The 17,194-nt window shown below is 41.0% G+C and carries 10 protein-coding genes; 5 read left to right on the top strand and 5 right to left on the bottom strand.

Annotated features, from left to right (window positions below):
• The first annotated feature begins 106 nt into the window (after positions 1 to 106).
• Both gabT and B9T19_RS00415 read left to right on the top strand, forming a co-directional pair.
• Entirely contained in the window at positions 107 to 1,402 is a 1,296-nt protein-coding gene (gene gabT, locus B9T19_RS00420; protein WP_094566649.1) for a 4-aminobutyrate--2-oxoglutarate transaminase, read from the top strand.
• 310 nt (positions 1,403 to 1,712) lie between these two features.
• The gene (locus B9T19_RS00415) at positions 1,713 to 3,104 is read left to right on the top strand and encodes an NAD-dependent succinate-semialdehyde dehydrogenase (protein WP_094566648.1); all 1,392 of its coding nucleotides are present in this window, start codon (positions 1,713 to 1,715) and stop codon (positions 3,102 to 3,104) included.
• 184 nt (positions 3,105 to 3,288) lie between these two features.
• On the opposite strand, the gene B9T19_RS00410 is transcribed toward B9T19_RS00415, so the two are convergent.
• Together B9T19_RS00410 and B9T19_RS00405 are read right to left on the bottom strand one after the other, a co-directional pair.
• Positions 3,289 to 4,170, bottom strand: coding sequence for a neutral zinc metallopeptidase (locus tag B9T19_RS00410; RefSeq protein ID WP_094566647.1), 882 nt, complete (start codon positions 4,168 to 4,170; stop codon positions 3,289 to 3,291).
• A gap of 149 nt (positions 4,171 to 4,319) precedes the next feature.
• Entirely contained in the window at positions 4,320 to 7,814 is a 3,495-nt protein-coding gene (locus B9T19_RS00405; RefSeq protein ID WP_094566646.1) for a YadA-like family protein, read from the bottom strand.
• Between the two features lie 546 nt (positions 7,815 to 8,360).
• Between B9T19_RS00405 and recG the strand changes: the two genes are divergently transcribed.
• Positions 8,361 to 10,412: an ATP-dependent DNA helicase RecG gene (gene recG, locus B9T19_RS00400; RefSeq protein ID WP_255406326.1), complete on the top strand. Its 2,052-nt coding sequence runs from the start codon at positions 8,361 to 8,363 to the stop codon at positions 10,410 to 10,412.
• A 131-nt stretch (positions 10,413 to 10,543) separates the two neighbouring features.
• Here the strand turns inward: recG and B9T19_RS00395 are convergent, their stop codons facing one another.
• A complete protein-coding gene (locus B9T19_RS00395; RefSeq protein WP_094566644.1) occupies positions 10,544 to 11,362 on the bottom strand; it encodes a D-glutamate cyclase family protein in 819 nt (272 codons plus the stop codon).
• Between the two features lie 364 nt (positions 11,363 to 11,726).
• On the opposite strand from B9T19_RS00395, the gene B9T19_RS00390 reads away from it, so the two are divergent.
• Positions 11,727 to 12,509, top strand: a complete 783-nt coding sequence (locus B9T19_RS00390; protein ID WP_094566643.1) for an ion channel — start codon at positions 11,727 to 11,729, stop codon at positions 12,507 to 12,509.
• A 564-nt stretch (positions 12,510 to 13,073) separates the two neighbouring features.
• Positions 13,074 to 14,222 (top strand): L-threonine dehydrogenase, encoded by a 1,149-nt coding sequence (yiaY, locus tag B9T19_RS00385; protein ID WP_094566642.1) that lies wholly within the window; start codon positions 13,074 to 13,076, stop codon positions 14,220 to 14,222.
• Between the two features lie 339 nt (positions 14,223 to 14,561).
• Here the strand turns inward: yiaY and B9T19_RS00380 are convergent, their stop codons facing one another.
• Positions 14,562 to 15,677: a glycerol dehydrogenase gene (locus B9T19_RS00380; protein WP_094566641.1), complete on the bottom strand. Its 1,116-nt coding sequence runs from the start codon at positions 15,675 to 15,677 to the stop codon at positions 14,562 to 14,564.
• Between the two features lie 206 nt (positions 15,678 to 15,883).
• Positions 15,884 to 16,804 carry a Dyp-type peroxidase gene (locus tag B9T19_RS00375; RefSeq protein WP_094566640.1) on the bottom strand — a complete coding sequence of 307 codons (921 nt, stop codon included), beginning with the start codon at positions 16,802 to 16,804 and terminating at the stop codon, positions 15,884 to 15,886.
• Positions 16,805 to 17,194 lie beyond the last annotated feature (390 nt).

Here is a 17,194-nt window from a genome sequence, read left to right as displayed (position 1 = left end):
CATAATATCTTTCAGCAATATCACTTACTGTCTAGAATAAGAGAAACGGCATCACACTCAATCAAGCTATACCAATCCATCAAATTGAAATAAGAAGGAGATTAAAATGTCCTATACAACAGAACAGTTACAAGCAATGCGTCACAAATATGTTGCCAGAGGCGTCAGCAACGGTAACCTCAATATTGCTAAAAATGCGAAAAATGCCACTATCACAACGGAGAAAGGAGAGGAATATATCGATTTTGCTGGCGCGATTGGTGTCATGAATGTTGGCCACAGCCACCCTAAAGTGGTCACTGCCATCAAAGCACAACTGGATCAGTTTACCCATCCTGGTTTTAACGTCATGATGTATGAGAGTTACCTAGAGGTTTGTAAACGCCTTTGTGAAATCACTGCAGGTACTCATGATAAAAAAGCGATTCTCTTTAATACCGGTGCTGAAGCTGTCGAAAATGCTGTAAAAATTGCTAGAAAATTTACCGGTAGAACAGGCGTTGTCGCTTTTAATAGAGCCTTCCATGGCCGAACAAATCTCACCATGGGAATGACAAGTAAAGTGAAACCTTACAAAGTTGGTTTTGGGCCTTTTGCTTCTGAAATCTATCAAGCGCCTTTTCCTTACCTTTATCAGCGCCCAGCACACATGAATGAAGAGGAGTATATCGACTATACCATTCATCGCTTCGATCAGTTTTTTAAGGCCACTGCATCACCTGAAACGATTGCTTGTCTCGTAATGGAGCCTGTTCAAGGAGAGGGCGGTTTTATCATTCCCCCTAAACGCTTTGTTGAACATGTGTACCATTTCTGTCAGAAAAATGGCATCATTTTCGTTGCAGATGAGATTCAGACCGGCTTTTCTAGAACCGGGAAACTCTTTGCTATGGAGAACTTTGACATTGTTCCTGATCTTATGACCACTTCAAAATCCTTAGCGGCGGGAGTTCCGTTAAGTGCTGTTGTTGGACGAGCAGAGATTGTCAATGCCCCTAATCCTGGTGAATTGGGCGGAACATTTTCAGGAAGCCCACTCGCCTGTGCCGCTGCACTTGCGGTAATGGAGATTGTTGAAGAAGAGAATCTTAACGAAAAAGCAGAAGCTTTAGGTCAAAAACTAGAGGAGTATCTCACTGAACAACAGAGTAAACACCCTTACATTGGTGATATTCGTCGCTTAGGGGCAATGGTCGCGGCAGAAATTGTCCAATCTCCTGAGAGCAGAGTTCCAGATGCAGAAAAAACAAACGCTATTACAAAATATGCCAATGATCATGGATTGCTCCTTCTTTCAGCTGGCATCAATAGTAATGTGATCCGTTTCTTAGCACCCTTAACGATTACAGATTCGGAGCTTGAGAGAGGATTAACCATTTTGACAGAAGCGTTCAATCAATAGTTAAAACGCATAATGAGTGATAAGGTGATAGTGAGGATAGTGAGAATATTGAAGCTATTTTTAAAGCTTGAAAAGATTAATCTCAATCTCACTATCATCTTGATGAAAGAATATTACTAAACCAGGTTACTGAGCCAGGCTACTGAATCATTTCTATAAATCTATCCTTCATATAATTTAAATTTAAAGTAACACGAGTATAAAATAGCATCAGTGGCTCTGAATACTCGTGATACATTGTTTTCTCAATAGAATCATTATCAGTACGATGCCATAGACCCAGGGGTCTATTATCAAAACAGGAGCAGTTATGAGCAATACAATTGATGTTAGAAATCCAGCGACAGGGGAGCTGATTGCCACCATCCCTGCAGATAATCAAGAGAGCATTAATGCTAAACTCAAAGCAGGATATGAAGCCTTTAAAACCTTCTCAAAGACAACCGCATATGAGCGAGCGACACTCTTAAATCGCTGGGCGGAACTGATTCTTGAACATCAAGAAGAACTTGCCGAGATCATGACTAAAGAAAATGGTAAGCCGCTTAAAGAGTCTCGAGGAGAAGCTGCCTATACCGCAAGCTATCTCACTTGGTTTGCTGAAGAGGCAAAACGGCTCTATGGGCGCACTATTCCCGCAAATAGCACTAATAAACGGCTTTTAGTCACACGTCAAGGCGTTGGCTTAGTGGCGGCAATTACCCCTTGGAACTTTCCAGCTGCGATGATGACACGGAAAGCAGGTCCGGCACTTGCTGCGGGTTGTACCTTTATTGTCAAGCCGGCAGAAGATACGCCCTTAACAATGATTCGTCTATTGGAACTAGCGCATGAAGCTGGCATTCCTAAGGATGTGATTCAGATCGTTAACGGTCGAGGAGCTGATGTGGGTCCACTCTTTACAAGTAGCCCTTATGTTAGAAAGATCACCTTTACTGGCTCAACACCTGTTGGAAAACAGTTAATTAAAGAGAGTGCAGATACCGTTAAACATGTCTCTATGGAATTAGGAGGACATGCTCCTTTTATTATCTGTGAAGATGCTGATATTGATTATGTGGTAACGCAAGCGATTGCTTCAAAATTCCGTAATGCAGGCCAGACCTGTGTCTGCGCTAATCGCTTTCTCGTCCATGAAGCGGTGATTGATGAGTTTAGTGAAAAATTTGCACAAGCCGCAAAAGCACTCAAAGTAGGAAATGGCTTAGAAGAGGGTGTTGAAGTCGGTCCTGTGATCAATAAAAAAGGGTTTGATAAGATTGTGGCGCAAATTGAGGATGCGAAAGAAAAAGGGGCAACACTCCTTGCCGGCGGAACAACTCACTTTGATGATGAAAAAGGGTTCTATTTTGTCAATCCAACAGTATTGGCCAATGTCACACTAGATATGAAGATTATGCAGGAAGAGACTTTTGGCCCTGTAGCACCCATTACCTCCTTTAAAAGTGATGAAGAAGCCGTTGAGATCGCAAACAGCACTCCATTTGGATTAGCTGCGTACTTCTTTACAGATAATTATAAACGCGGTATCTACTTCCAAGAAAACCTCGACTTTGGGATTCTAGGTTGGAATGATGGTCTCCCAAGCACCGCACAAGCGCCCTTTGGTGGTATGAAAGAGAGTGGTATTGGTAGTGAAGGAGGATCAGAAGGGATTGAGCCTTATCTTCAAACCAAATATCTGTCTATTGCCGGACTTTAGTTCCATCATTGACGATATAACTAATAGACTTTATAAGAAAAAGGGCGAATCAGCATTGATTCGCCCTCTTCATTTTCTCTATCAGATCTTCTCTATCAGATCTTCTCTATCAGATCTTCTCTATCAGCTCTTTATAACTATAATATGAGATCTCAATAACAGATATTTTACATAAATACTCATATCAATTCTCAAAAGTATTGCAGACATTGATATCACCACTCTTAAAACCTCGCATAAACCACTCCTGACGCTCTTTAGAAGTCCCATGCGTAAAGCTGTCGGGAACAACGACGCCATTTGCCTGCTTCTGTAATCGATCATCGCCAATCGCCGCTGCGGTTTTCATCGCTTTTTCAACATCGCCAACCTCTAGGAGATTTTGCTCTTGTACCGATCGTCCCCAGATGCCGGCAAAGCAATCTGCTTGTAACTCCATCTTCACCGATAAACGATTCGCCTCAACCTTACTTACCCGCGCTTGTTCTTGGCGAACGGCGGTTGAAATTCCCAAAAGATTTTGTACATGATGCCCCACTTCATGGGCAACCACGTATCCTTGAGCAAAATCACCACCGCCCCCTAAACTGCGCTTCATATCATTATAGAAGCTCAGATCGAGATAGACTTTCTCATCGGCAGGACAGTAAAAAGGCCCCATCGCCGCTTGCCCATAACCACAAGCTGTACTTGTGCTGCCACTATAGATCACTAAGGTCGGCTCACGATAACGCATTCCCTGCTCCTTAAAACGAGCTCTCCAAAGATCTTCTGTCTTAGCGAGAGCAACCGCTGTAAAGTCTGCCATTCTCTGCTCTGCCGGTGATGCTTGATAAGAAGCATGAGATCTTTGATGATCGCTCTGCTCCAATGCCGGTATTTCACCTTGTAGGAGTGGTGTTAAATCAAAACCAAAATAACCCGCAGCAATCACTACGGCTAAAATTGCTAAACCCGATTTCCCTTTAAGGGGCAATCCCATGCCGCCTCGCATCGGTGTTCTTCCTCGTCTTTGACCACGACGATCTTCAATATTTTGACTTTTCCGCTCATTTTCCCAACGCATGGCTGACTCTCTTACACTTATTGATCATTACATTTATAAAGAGAGGTAATTATGCCCTCTTTCATCACAATAAAAAAGCATCGCTACCATAAATGATATCCCATCTATCTAGCGATGCTTCCTTCAACCTCTATCCTCAATCTCAATCTTTAAAAATCGATAGAGAAACCAACACCAACGCCCGCCTTATTTTGAGTATCATAAGAACCCTGTATCTTAAATCGAGCATCAGGAGAGATATTAAAAATAACGCCCATTGAAACTGCGGCTTCTCCATCATAAGAACCGACACCCATGCCAAATGAATGTTTATTCGATTGGCTATAAGGGATTGAACTCATCGCAATTGCGCTAGAGATTCCTGCACTTGCAACTTTACGATTTTGTTGAACCGTTCGCTCAAGATTAGAAATCCGATTATTGTAATGATTCAAAGTGTTATTGATATGCTTAATCTGATGACTATTTGAGGCCACTTGCTGTTGGGTTTCCCAAAGTTGACCGCCATTGATAGCCTCTTGGGATCCCTTTTCAATTCGACCATTAGCAACACCCACAACCTTATGACTTCCCATATTAACCACGGTCTCTTGGTTGATTTCCCCATTTTCAGCAATAATGATCTGGTTCTTCTCACGATCTAAACTAAAGATCCCATGCTCTTGAATCTTACTATTGAGATAGCTTAATGAATCTCCCACATTATTAAAGATATGGTCATCTCCCAAACGATATTCAGGTGTTAAGATATAACCCTCTTTATCGATTGTTGCCCCTCCACCAAACATCTCTGCTATTGACTGATTTGAAGCATAGAGCTGTCCACCATTAATAGCATCTTTAGAGTTTTCTGCCACTTGACCATGCTTAACCCCCGTTAAAGTACGTTCATCATTACTATTGGAGATATCAAAAGTATCTGCATTTTTGCCTAGATCATTATCCACAACTAACGTTTTTTGATCTTCAGAAAGTTGAACAAGACCCGATTTTCCCTCAGCAATATTAGTAATGTTATCTTCAAGATGAGTGATACGATTTTCATGGTTCTCTAACGTTGTATCATGTTTATCGAGGCGTTTATCATGATCATCTAGGCGATCTGCCACATAACCAAAACCATCATTAACATTAGTAATCGGTTTATCTGCTTTTAATGAGTTGGTAAAATCAACACCTTCCAACATCCCCTCCTTAACATAGGCGCTTCCCCCAAAAGCATCTGCAACTCCCTCTAGACTCTGATGATTAAGATTTGTGATCTTCTCTATCTTTTGATCCATTTCAAAAAGCTGAGAGCCATTGACGGCATCAGTTGAGTTTTGAGATATCTTCCCCCGAGCAATACCTGTTAAAACGCGATTTTGCCCGCTATTTGAAAAATCAAAAATCATCGCCCCTTTCGCTAACAGATTATCAATAACGATCTTATTACTATCGAGCTTCACTATCCCGGCAGTTCCTTGGGTAATGTTTTTAATATTGGTCGCATTCTCATTGATCCGTGTGTCGTGATCATTTAAGGTTTTTCCGACATATTGGAAACCTGCTTCAACACCATCTGCAATCTCTTGATCCTCTGGCAGTGCTAATGCGACTGAGTAGTTCGGCTGCTTTAACTCCCCTGCTTCATTAAACTCTGCGCCGGCACCAAAGGCTTCCTCAATCCCGGCTAAGCGCTTGCCGGTCTGATGGGTGATTGTTGTAATTTGATCACCGATCTGGAGAATATCCCCACTATTTTGAGTCACTTGTTTCTCTAGATTTGTAATATGATTATCATGCTGTATTACTCGATCTCCAAGGTTATTGATAGTACTTTCATGATTTGTTACTCGGTCGCCCAGGTTATTAATAGTACTTTCATGGTTTTTTATACTCTGATCGAGTTCTGTTATCTGCTGATTAGTCACATGCAATTGGCTCCCATTGATTGCATCGCTTGAAGTTTCAGAAACCTCACCAATGGCGACACCTGTTAACTTACGAGCAACAGATTTTCCTCCTTGATCTTGATCTTGATCTTGATCTGAGAAATCAAAAATCATCGCCCCTTTTGCTAACAGATTATCAATCACAATCTTATTGTTATCGAGCTTCACTATCCCGGCAGTTCCTTGGGTAATGTTTTTGATATTAGTTGCATTCTCATTGATCCGTCTATCGTGATCATTTAAGGTTTTTCCAACATATTGGAAACCTGCTTCAACACCATCTGCAATCTCTTGATCCTCTGGCAGTGCTAATGCTACTGAGTAGTTCGGCTGCTTTAACTCACCTCTATCATCAAATTTTGCGCCGGCACCAAAGGCTTCCTCAATCCCGGCTAAACGCTTACCGGTCTGATGAGTGATTGTTGTAATCTGATCACCGATCTGGAGAATATCCCCACTATTTTGAGTCACTTGTTTCTCTAGATTTGTAATATGATTATCATGTTGTGTTACTCGATCTCCAAGATTGTTGATCCTGTTTTCATGATTTGTTACACGCTGATCGATCTGTGTCACTTTTGTATCTGTTTCATAAAGCTGAGATCCATTCACTGCATCAGTCGAATCTTTCTCAATTCTCCCTTTCTCAACATTGACCAATTTCCGCTTCAATTTCGCATTACCAAAAGAGACCTCATTCATGTTTTTCACAATCGATTCATTACCTATTGCGACACTCTCTTCCTCTAACGCTTGAGCGTTATTCCCCAGAGCCATAGAGCCACTCTTTTCTGCCAGAGCTTGAAAGCCAATTGCTGTTGAAAATATCTCTTTTGCTTTCGCCTCCCGGCCAATAGCAGTAGCACCATATCCACCACTGTGACTTTGTGAGCCAATACTTAAGCTTCCCCCGCCTAAGGCATGTGAATCTGCACCAATCGCTACCGACACATTGCCATTTGCAATAGCCGAACTACCAAAAGCAACAGCATAATCATTATTGCTCTGAGCTCCATGACCAATACTAATCGAGGACTCCCCTTGAGCAACCGTATTCCCCCCGATCGCGATAGCTTCATCTTGTAAAGTTTGGGAATATTGGCCTATTGCAATAGTTGCATTACCCAATGCTTCTGCATGATGCCCTTGTGCAACGGCCGCAAGACCGTCCGCTTTCGTATCAAACCCTATTGCAACCGCACCAACCTGATCTGCCTCTGAATGAGAACCAAAGACAATTGTCTCCTCGGCTTCAACAGTTACATCCTTTCCTATGATAATAGGGGCCATATCATCTTCGAGCGTATAATCAAAAAGTGAATGGGATTCTATCTCTCTCTTTTCATTCCCTAAAACAGAATAAAAAGAGTCTGCTAGTTGTTGCCATAATGCCGCCTCTATCTCTTTTTTGATCACATAATATCGATCTCGATTTAATGGCTCTCCCCCGCCGATATTACTCTCCATTCCATTTCCTATTTCGTTTCCTATTTCATTCTCTATAACTTCACGCTCTATTAGAGATGAAAATTTATCTATAACACCTTCCCCTTTACCCAGGTTTCCCGCCTGCACCAAGCTACTATTGCTCGATAATGCAATTAAAAACGTTAAGCTTAAAAGAGAACGCTGTAGCAAAAAATGCCCTCTCTCCTCATCTATACGCTCATTATTAAAAGCTCTTTTTTTCCATATATTTAAGTTTTTCATCTTCAAAACCCTCCTATTGAGTTTTCTTATAGATAAAAACTATAGGTATAAATTTTATATAAAATGGATAAAAAAATAAAAAAATTTCCAAAAATCAAGTGATCTTCATCAAGAAAGTATAAGAAAAAATTCAAATAAAACCTTTGGCACAGAAAAGATACATAAGCGCAAAAACCAGTGTTAATGAAGCATTGAAGGCATTACAAATAGGTTACAAACAGCTATTGTTAAATTTAGAATCCAATCAACTCCCGAAATTCCTCTCTATTTTTAAAAACTCTTATAAAAATAAAAAAAGAATTTAACCAAATAAATATCCTAACTTTATAAGATTTATATCAAAAAATGTTATACCTTAAAAAATAGCCATTTTAATAAATTTCACCAAAAGCTATATCAGAAAACTACCGCTAAAGCAGTTAAAGAAAAACAAAACTGAAATGGAAAAGTATTCGCAACGCCATTAAAAGATGGCAAAATAGCTGAAAGTAGAACTATCTTTAAAATCAACTCACGAATTTCATGAAGGATTCTTAGAGCGCAATTGTGGAAACTTTAAAAAACCGACCTATTACAGCACTAAAAGGTGTAGGGCCGAAAATGGCTGAAACATTAGAAAAGTTGAGAATTAAGAGCTATCTTGATCTCCTTTTCCATCTACCATTTCGTTACCAAGATCGGACTCGTATCACACCGATTGCACTACTTCAGCCTTCACAAATCGCCATTATTGAAGGGGAGATCTTTAAAAAAGAGATGACTCATGGTCGTCGCCCTACTCTTCTTATTTGGCTTAAAGATGAGAGTGGTGTTATTGCTGTTCGCTTTTTTAATTTCTACACCAGCATGATTAAGCGCTTTGATGCACTAAAAGTATTACGTTGCTACGGCGAAGTACGTTACGGGCTTAACCGCTTAGAGATGAGCCACCCCGAAGTTCTCAACTTTGCCGATCAAAATGTTGAGTTAGAAGAGCGCATGACCCCGATCTACTCCCTCACTGCCGGCATCACCCAAAAACAGATGCAAGCATTGATCAATAATCTGCTCGAAGAGTTACAAGATGAACACTTCCCCGCATTTTTAGAAGAGAGAGAGACTAATCTAAAAGATGCTCTCTACTTCCTGCATAAGCCACCCACAGATGTCAATATTGAGCGGTTAGAGAAGAAGCATTATCCCGTTCAAGAAATTCTTGCACTTGAAGAGATTGTCGCCCATCAAGTAGCGCTTAAAAAATCACGCAATCGCTTCTTCCAAGAGAGAGCAAATCCGATCTATCTCGATCCTGAGGCCCTTGACACCTTTAAAGGAAGCTTAGGCTTTACCTTAACAAATGCACAAGAGCGTGTTGTGAAAGAGATTGAAAATGATATCCAATCCCACTCTCCGATGATGCGTCTTGTGCAGGGCGATGTCGGCTCTGGTAAAACAGTTGTTGCTGCAAGCGCATTAATTCATGCGGCAAAGGCCGGATTTCAAGCGGTCTTCATGGCGCCGACAGAACTTCTCGCAGAGCAACACGCCATCAATCTAGAACGTTGGTTGACTCCACTAGGAATTAAAACAGCACTCTTAACAGGGAGATTAACGGAAAAACAGAAACGAGAACGTGTTGAAGAGATTGCGGCAGGCCAAATTGATGTCATTATTGGCACACATGCCCTTTTTCAAGAGAGTGTCTCCTATCAAGCACTCAACCTCGTTGTGATCGATGAGCAGCATCGATTTGGGGTTGAGCAACGTCTCATGCTACAAAAGAAAGCGCCTGAGGGTTTCACGCCTCATCAATTGATGATGACGGCAACACCTATTCCCCGAACATTAGCGATGACGCTCTACGCCGACCTTTCAAGCTCTGTGATTGATGAGTACCCACCGAACCGTATCCCGATCACTACCTCTGTCGTGAGTGATAAAGCTCGCGACAAAGTGATTGAGCGCGTTAAAAAACAGTGTGAAGAGGGAACTCAAGTCTATTGGGTCTGTACATTAATTGAAGAATCGGAGCAGCTCCCGGCAAAAGCCGCTGAAATGGCCTATGCTGATCTTTGTGAAAAACTGCCCCATCTCCGAATCGGCCTTATTCATGGACGCTTAAAGAGTGCTGAAAAAGAGGCGGTTATGAATGCCTTTAAAGCGCATGAACTCGATATCTTAGTGGCAACAACCGTGATTGAAGTAGGGGTTGATGTTCCCAATGCATCGATTATGGTGATTGAAAATGCCGAACGTCTTGGACTCTCCCAACTCCACCAATTAAGAGGTCGCGTTGGTCGTGGCTCAAAAGCCTCTTTCTGCCTCTTAATCTACTCTCCCCCTCTCTCCCATATGACGAGAGAACGACTGGAGATTATGCAATTGACCAATGATGGCTTTGAGATTGCAGAGAAAGATTTTGAGCTTCGAGGAGCCGGAGATATTTTTGGCACACGTCAAACTGGAGAATTTCAATTTAAAATGGCCGATCTCTTTGAACATCAACATCTCATTGAGAAGGCGACCGCTATTGCCGATAACGTCATTAAAGATGATCAGCTCAGTCAAAAATTGATCGATCGCTGGATTGGTGAGAGTAATGAATTTATCTGGAGTTAATAGATAATAGATTGAGAGATAATAGATTGAGAGATAATAGATTGAGAAAAAGATGAAGGTTGGACTATCTATATTTCAGCACAGAAATAGCCCTCATCAATCTGAGCGCCTTCCAATCCCTCTTACCGCTCCTACTCCATTAGTGATGATAGATCCGCGCTTAAAATATCTGTAATAAAATCGTGCCCCGGTGCTTGAGTGATAAGAAATTCACTACGATTTCTAATCAATGCTAGCTTTGCTGTAATACTGCTTGCCCAAAAGACAGGGACTTCATCTTCAGCTAACAGTAGAGGCGCACCAAAATCGGGCATCCGAAGATCCTTAATTCCGATCAACTCTGGATCTCCAATATGGATCGGCGCACCATGGATATCTTCTAACAGACTTGTGATCTTCATCGTTTTCATCAAATCTTGACGTTTGATTGGGCGCATACTGACCACAAGCGGCGAACTAAGATGACCACTTGGAATCGTCTTAATATTGGTAATAAAGAGCGGAATATCATAGCCATCATCTACATGTCGCAATTGAACGCCGGCAAATTGTAAGACTGCCTCAAAACTACGGCTACAGCCTAATAGAAAACTGACTAAATCGGGACGCCAGTAGCGCTCTAAGGAATCGGCTTCGCCCACCAACTCTCCCCGCTCATAGATCGAATAACGAGAAATATCTCGCGTAATATCAGAACCTGGGGCAGTGAGACGAAACTCTTTCGATCCCGCATCCGATACCTCTAGGACTGGACACGCTTTTGAATTTCGCTGTGTATAGACTAAAAAATCATATGCCTCACTCTTAGGAATAACAATCAGTGTTCCTTTTGTATAACGCGTTGCCATCTTTGCCGTTGGCTCTCGCAATCTCCCTTCCCGAATTAATTCTCGAACCTTCCGCGGCAGTAATTGCTGAAGAACCTCACTATTGTAATTATTATCCAACATATTTTCCCAATGACTTCAAAGTTATCCCAAATATAAATAGAGCCTTAGATAGTAAATTCGATAAAAATTTACTATTGGTATCTCTATTGGTATTTAAGGGCTCCTGCGCTATCGATCAATCGAAGGCCTCCTTTTTATACTCCATCGATTATTATATCAATGGTGCATATTTTAGTCCTCAATCTTTTACATTTATTGATAAGTAGTACCAAAGTCCCATCTCTAAAAAGAGTGCGCCATCGGAGAAAAGTCATCGCAAAAACATTTTACTAGAGGAAGAATCAAAGCGCTTTTTCGTCTACAATAGAGCTTATTAATCACCTTCTAAAATTACCATATCGATCTATACTAAAGTGAATAACCGATGACAAAGCGACATTTCGATTTTCGGCTCTATGCCCGAAAGTTCCTCTATTTTGCAACCATCTTAGCCTCTCTAATTCTGATCGCAGATATCACCATTGTTGATCTTCCCAATATTCAGAAGAATCTCGATGTTGAGCCAACACGCTTACAATTTTGGATCTGTATCTACTTTATTATCGATTTTATCCTTCTAATGCTCATTGCAGAGGATAAGATGGCCTACTTTAAAAAATATTTTATACTCTTGCCACTATCGATCCCTTATAGCAATCTTCTTGCCTACTACTCCATCGACCTAACCTCTGAAGCGGTCTATTTTTTAAAGTTTATCCCGATCTTCCGAGGCGTTTTTGCGCTTATTCTCTTAATTAATCTGGTCATTAGTAATCGAATTACCGGGCTCTTTATCGCCTATCTCTCTATTTTTATCTCCATTACCTATATACAGACGCTCGTCTTCTTTTTAACAGAATCCCCTGTCAATCCAGAAGTTAAAAACTATTATGATGTCCTTTGGTGGGCTTCGATGACGGTCACAACACTCGGCTCTAATATTATTCCCGTGACCAGTATCGGTAAAGTCAGTACTGCTATCGTTGCTATTACCGGCATTACGATCTTTCCTATCTTTACAGTCTATATCACCACTATGATTCAAGATTGGAAAACAAAAGAGAAAGAGAAAGAGCAGGCAAAAACGGCTGCGCTCCTTGCTAAAGGCGGTAGTGTTCAATCAGCTATTGCAACAGCAACGCCCCCTACTCCCTCCACACCTTCTTAATAAGAGTTTATCTACTTCATTCCTCTCTATCCATCAGCTCTCATCAACAAATGGTGAGAACTGATGGGTGTTCGTAAAATCTACAAAAACCTATAAAAGTCTATAAAAATTATAAAAAACTTACTTAGGTCAGATTGTCGTGAGATATATTCCTTATTGATTCTGAAAAGCATCCTATAATGGGAATAGGCAGTCATACTATAAAGTAATATAATATCTGGCTAGAGATCATTGCCAATGCTCATTGCCGACAGATCATTGGCAACAAACCATTATTGAGAGAATAGTAGGGAGAGGTCGATCAACCCATTTTGTAAACGTAGCGCTATAGCACAATGTTATTATCGATATTAATATTTTATATTAAAGGTTTCCCTCACTCTCAGTTAGAATGAAGTTAAGTAGAGAAAAAGTGAAGAAAAGACAAAATCAATCTACATTCGGTAGATCCTAGATCAATATTAAATAGACGTTAGATAAGAATTGCTAAAAAATATCGTTCCAATTTTCTTTTTTAAATAATCTGGTGCTTTAATCGGCACTCTAAAGACAAGGAGTCTAACTATGAGTAGTACTTTCTTTATGCCACCCGTCAATATTATTGGTGAAAATGCGTTAGCAGATGCAGTTGCAACTTTAAGAGGCTATGGCTTCAAAAAAGGATTGATCGTGACCGATAAATTCCTTGCAACTTCAGGTATGGCGGATGAAGTCATCAAGCTTCTCAATAATGTTGATATTGAAGCTGTCGTCTTTGATGGTACAAATCCTAACCCAACAACAAAGAATGTCGCTGATGGTTTAGCAATTCTTAAAGAGAATGAGTGTGATTTTGTGATCTCTCTAGGAGGCGGATCACCTCATGACTGTGCTAAAGGAATCGCTCTTTGTGCAACAAATGGTGATGATATCAGCGCATTTGAAGGTTTAGATAAGACTAAAAACCCACAATTACCGATGGTAGCGATCAATACGACTGCAGGAACAGCAAGTGAAATGACCCGCTTCTGCATCATCACAGATGAAGAGCGTCACGTGAAGATGGCGATTGTTGATAAAAACTCAACTCCTATCCTCTCTGTCAATGATCCACATATGATGAAAGGAATGCCAAAAGGCTTAACAGCGGCAACCGGTATGGATGCGATGACACATGCCGTTGAAGCTTATATCTCAACAGCGGCAAATCCTATCACAGATGCTTGCGCGCTCAAAGCGATCAGCTTAATTGTTGAAAACTTACAAGCTGCGGTTGCAAATGGGGATGATATTACAGCTCGTGATAATATGGCTTATGCACAATTCCTCGCAGGAATGGCATTCAATAATGCTTCATTAGGATATGTCCACGCGATGGCGCATCAGTTAGGCGGCATGTATGACCTTCCGCACGGTGTTTGTAACGCAGTATTACTTCCTCATGTCTTAGATTTCAATAAGAGCGCGGCAGCTGCTCGCCTTAAAGATGTTGCAAAAGCGATGCATATTGATGTTGCGAACATGAGTGATAAAGAGGCTGCAGATGCGGCGATTGCGAAGATTCGTGAACTTTCAGCAAGTATCGATATCCCAGCGAACTTAACACTTCTCAATGCAAAAGAGGAAGATATTCCCCTCCTTGCTAAAAATGCACTTCTTGACGTCTGTTCAGCAACTAACCCTGTTCAAGGTACGCAAGCAGATGTTGAGAATATCTTTAAAGCAGCAATGTAATCATTTAAAGTTAATTGTTTAGAATTAATTGTTTAGAGTTGGTTACTTTGAGTTAGTTGCTTAGAGTCTTTGTCATTTTAATGTCAATAATCATTGCAAATAGACATTGCAAATAGGTATTGCAAATAAGCGTTATAACTCTTAAATGACTTTCAATAAGAAGAGCGTTCAAAATGAACGCTCTTTTTTATCTTCTGCTATATCTTCTGTCTGATCTTCTATTAAAATTTAATCACCGATTTAATCATCGACTTAATCATCGATTTGATCAGCTTGCTGATCAATACTTCTCTCTATACGCCAATTAAAACAAAACGACCAAACACCGATATCAGAGTATTACGCTTCATCACTATTGAGCCATGCTCGCCCTAATCGATCTGCAGTGATAATCGCAGCATAGACATCTTCTTCTGTAACATTAAAGGGCATATTATGGATCGTATCAGCCTCTGCACAACTCAGTTTTGCCGCTTCTTTAAGACGTTCATGATAACGTGGCGCATCATCATTGAGACCCAATTGTGCCAATGTTACCGGCAGACCGACAGCGGTTGAGAAAGAGAGAACTTCTTCAAGCTCTTCAAGTGGACTATTCTCCAAAATAAGCTGCACTAAAACACCAAAGGCAACCTTCTCGCCATGATACATCTCATGACACTCTTCAATTACGGTTAATCCATTATGAATCGCATGGCATGCTGCCAATCCCGCACTCTCAAATCCTAAACCACTTAAGAGAGTATTGGCTTCAACTATATCTTCTACCGCCTTGGTACTCACACGATTTTCAACAGCAAATTTCGCCTTAAGCCCCTCTTCCAATAATGTTTGATAGCAGAGCTCCGCTAATGCCATTGCCGCTCTTGTCGTTAAGCCTCCCGCCATTGTCGCTTTCTGTGCATCAGTACAGGCCCTCGCTTCAAAATAGGTTGCTAAAGCATCCCCCATTCCGGCAACAAAGAGGCGAACAGGTGCATTAGCGATAATTGTTGTATCCATCAGAACAACATCTGGATTTTTGGGATAGAGTAGATAACTCTCAAACTCTCCATTATCGGTATAGATCACCGAGAGCGCACTTGTAGGAGCATCTGTTGAAGCTATTGTTGGAGCGATCACAATCGGAACTCCACCATAATATGCAACCGCTTTTGCCGCATCTAAGGTCTTTCCACCGCCAACGCCAACAACAATATCTGCACCACTTTGAGCAAAGAGATCTCCGAGACGTTTAATCTCATTTTGAGAACACTCTCCTTGAAATACCGCTTTATGGTAGGCGATATCACTCTTTTGACAACTCTCTTGCAACATTGATTCAACAAGGCCAAAGACAAATTGATCAGCAATAAAGAGCGCTTTTTTCCCAAGAGGCTTAATATACTCTGCAATTTCATAGAGCGCATTAGGACCTTGGACGTACTTACCGGGAGATTGCAATACTTTTAACATAGAGACTCCTTTGTTAAATGGGTTGAACGGTTAAACCGTTAGAGGTTTTAATAGATCCTCTCACTTCACTTTAGCAGATCTCGCTACGACTTATCCGTTCTCCATCAAAAAAGCGCCACCTATTAGATGACGCTTCCTTAAATTAATAACTTAAATAGATATTCTTAAAAGATCTCCTACAGATGAGATCTACTACAGATGATCTATTACGCTGCCCCAATCTCTTCAAGTTGATCGAGGGATGGCGCATAGAGGAAACTTCCGGTAACTGCATGTGTATAAGAGAGCATGCGATCGAAATGTTCATCCTCTTCTCCAAACATGCGCGCTAACATCTTTTCATAACGGGTCAATTCTGCACTATAAGCGAGGAAATAGAGCCCTTTCTCTCCACTTGCATAACCATATGGCAAGCTGTGACGAACAATCTCTAACTCTTCCCCATCTTCATCAATCACAACTCGTTCTGTATGAGCACCAACCGGTTTCTCATCATCATCCATCTCAATATCTTCTACTTTTGTTCGCCCGAAGATATCCTCTTGTGTCTTAAGATCAAAATGATTAATCTGCTCTAATGAGTGAACCCATTTTTGAGCAATGACATAACTTCCGCCGGCATCAATCCCCTCATTAATTACCGCGACCTCAGTACGATCTTTTAACCCTTTAGGATTTTCTGTTCCATCAACAAATCCACCCAGATCACGCGCTTCAATCCATCTAAAACCGTGCACCTCTTCCTCTACCGTAATAAGATCTCCAAAGATCTTCACTAGATCTTGTGCCACTGAAAAATTGATACGATGAGAGTGGGAATTGATATGAACAAACATATCACGTTGCGTTGCTTTCGCCATACCGTAACCGAGCTCTCTAAAGTCGACTAATTCCGGTGCACTTTTACCATTTTCAGAGAGAGCCGTCCAAGCTTCTCGACCAAAAGCAACAACAATCTGTAAACCGGATTTATCAAAGCGACTGGTATACGATCTTTGACGCGCAAGTAGACCTGCAATCGCATCTTTAATGGCATCGAGATCATCACTCTTAAAATTAATTTCCATAAAAATCGCATGATCACGATTCTCAACGACTAATCCTTCTTGAAAATTTAGTTCACTCATTGCTGCTCCTTTCTTCCGTTATTAATCACGTTATTAATCAATTTATTGCGGAGTATCATCGCTTATTTTAGAGATTCCCCTTAAAACAAGCGATCCTCTTTCTATTCAAAGCACTACTATTACTCCTACAATCATACCGCTTTTTACAATTATCGCCTACACTCAGCTCAAAAATAAGCGAGCTTTTATTACCCCTCATTTAATTCTCTTTCAATTCTCCTTGAATCCTCTATAGACTCCCTATGGATTCCCTATAGGTTCTCTTTTGCCGAGAATTTTCTCACTCTTGATGCACTCAACCACCTTAAAAGTGACGTACAATAGAGAGATCAATTCCCAGTTGAGGGAACCACTGCATCACTCAATCACTCAATCACCCACGCTCATTAC

Origin of the sequence: Ignatzschineria sp. F8392 (genome assembly GCF_002252045.1) — a bacterium.
Lineage (GTDB): Bacteria > Pseudomonadota > Gammaproteobacteria > Cardiobacteriales > Wohlfahrtiimonadaceae > Ignatzschineria.
Note: the sequence above shows the minus strand (reverse complement) of the source record. Positions and strands in the feature narration are given on the sequence as shown.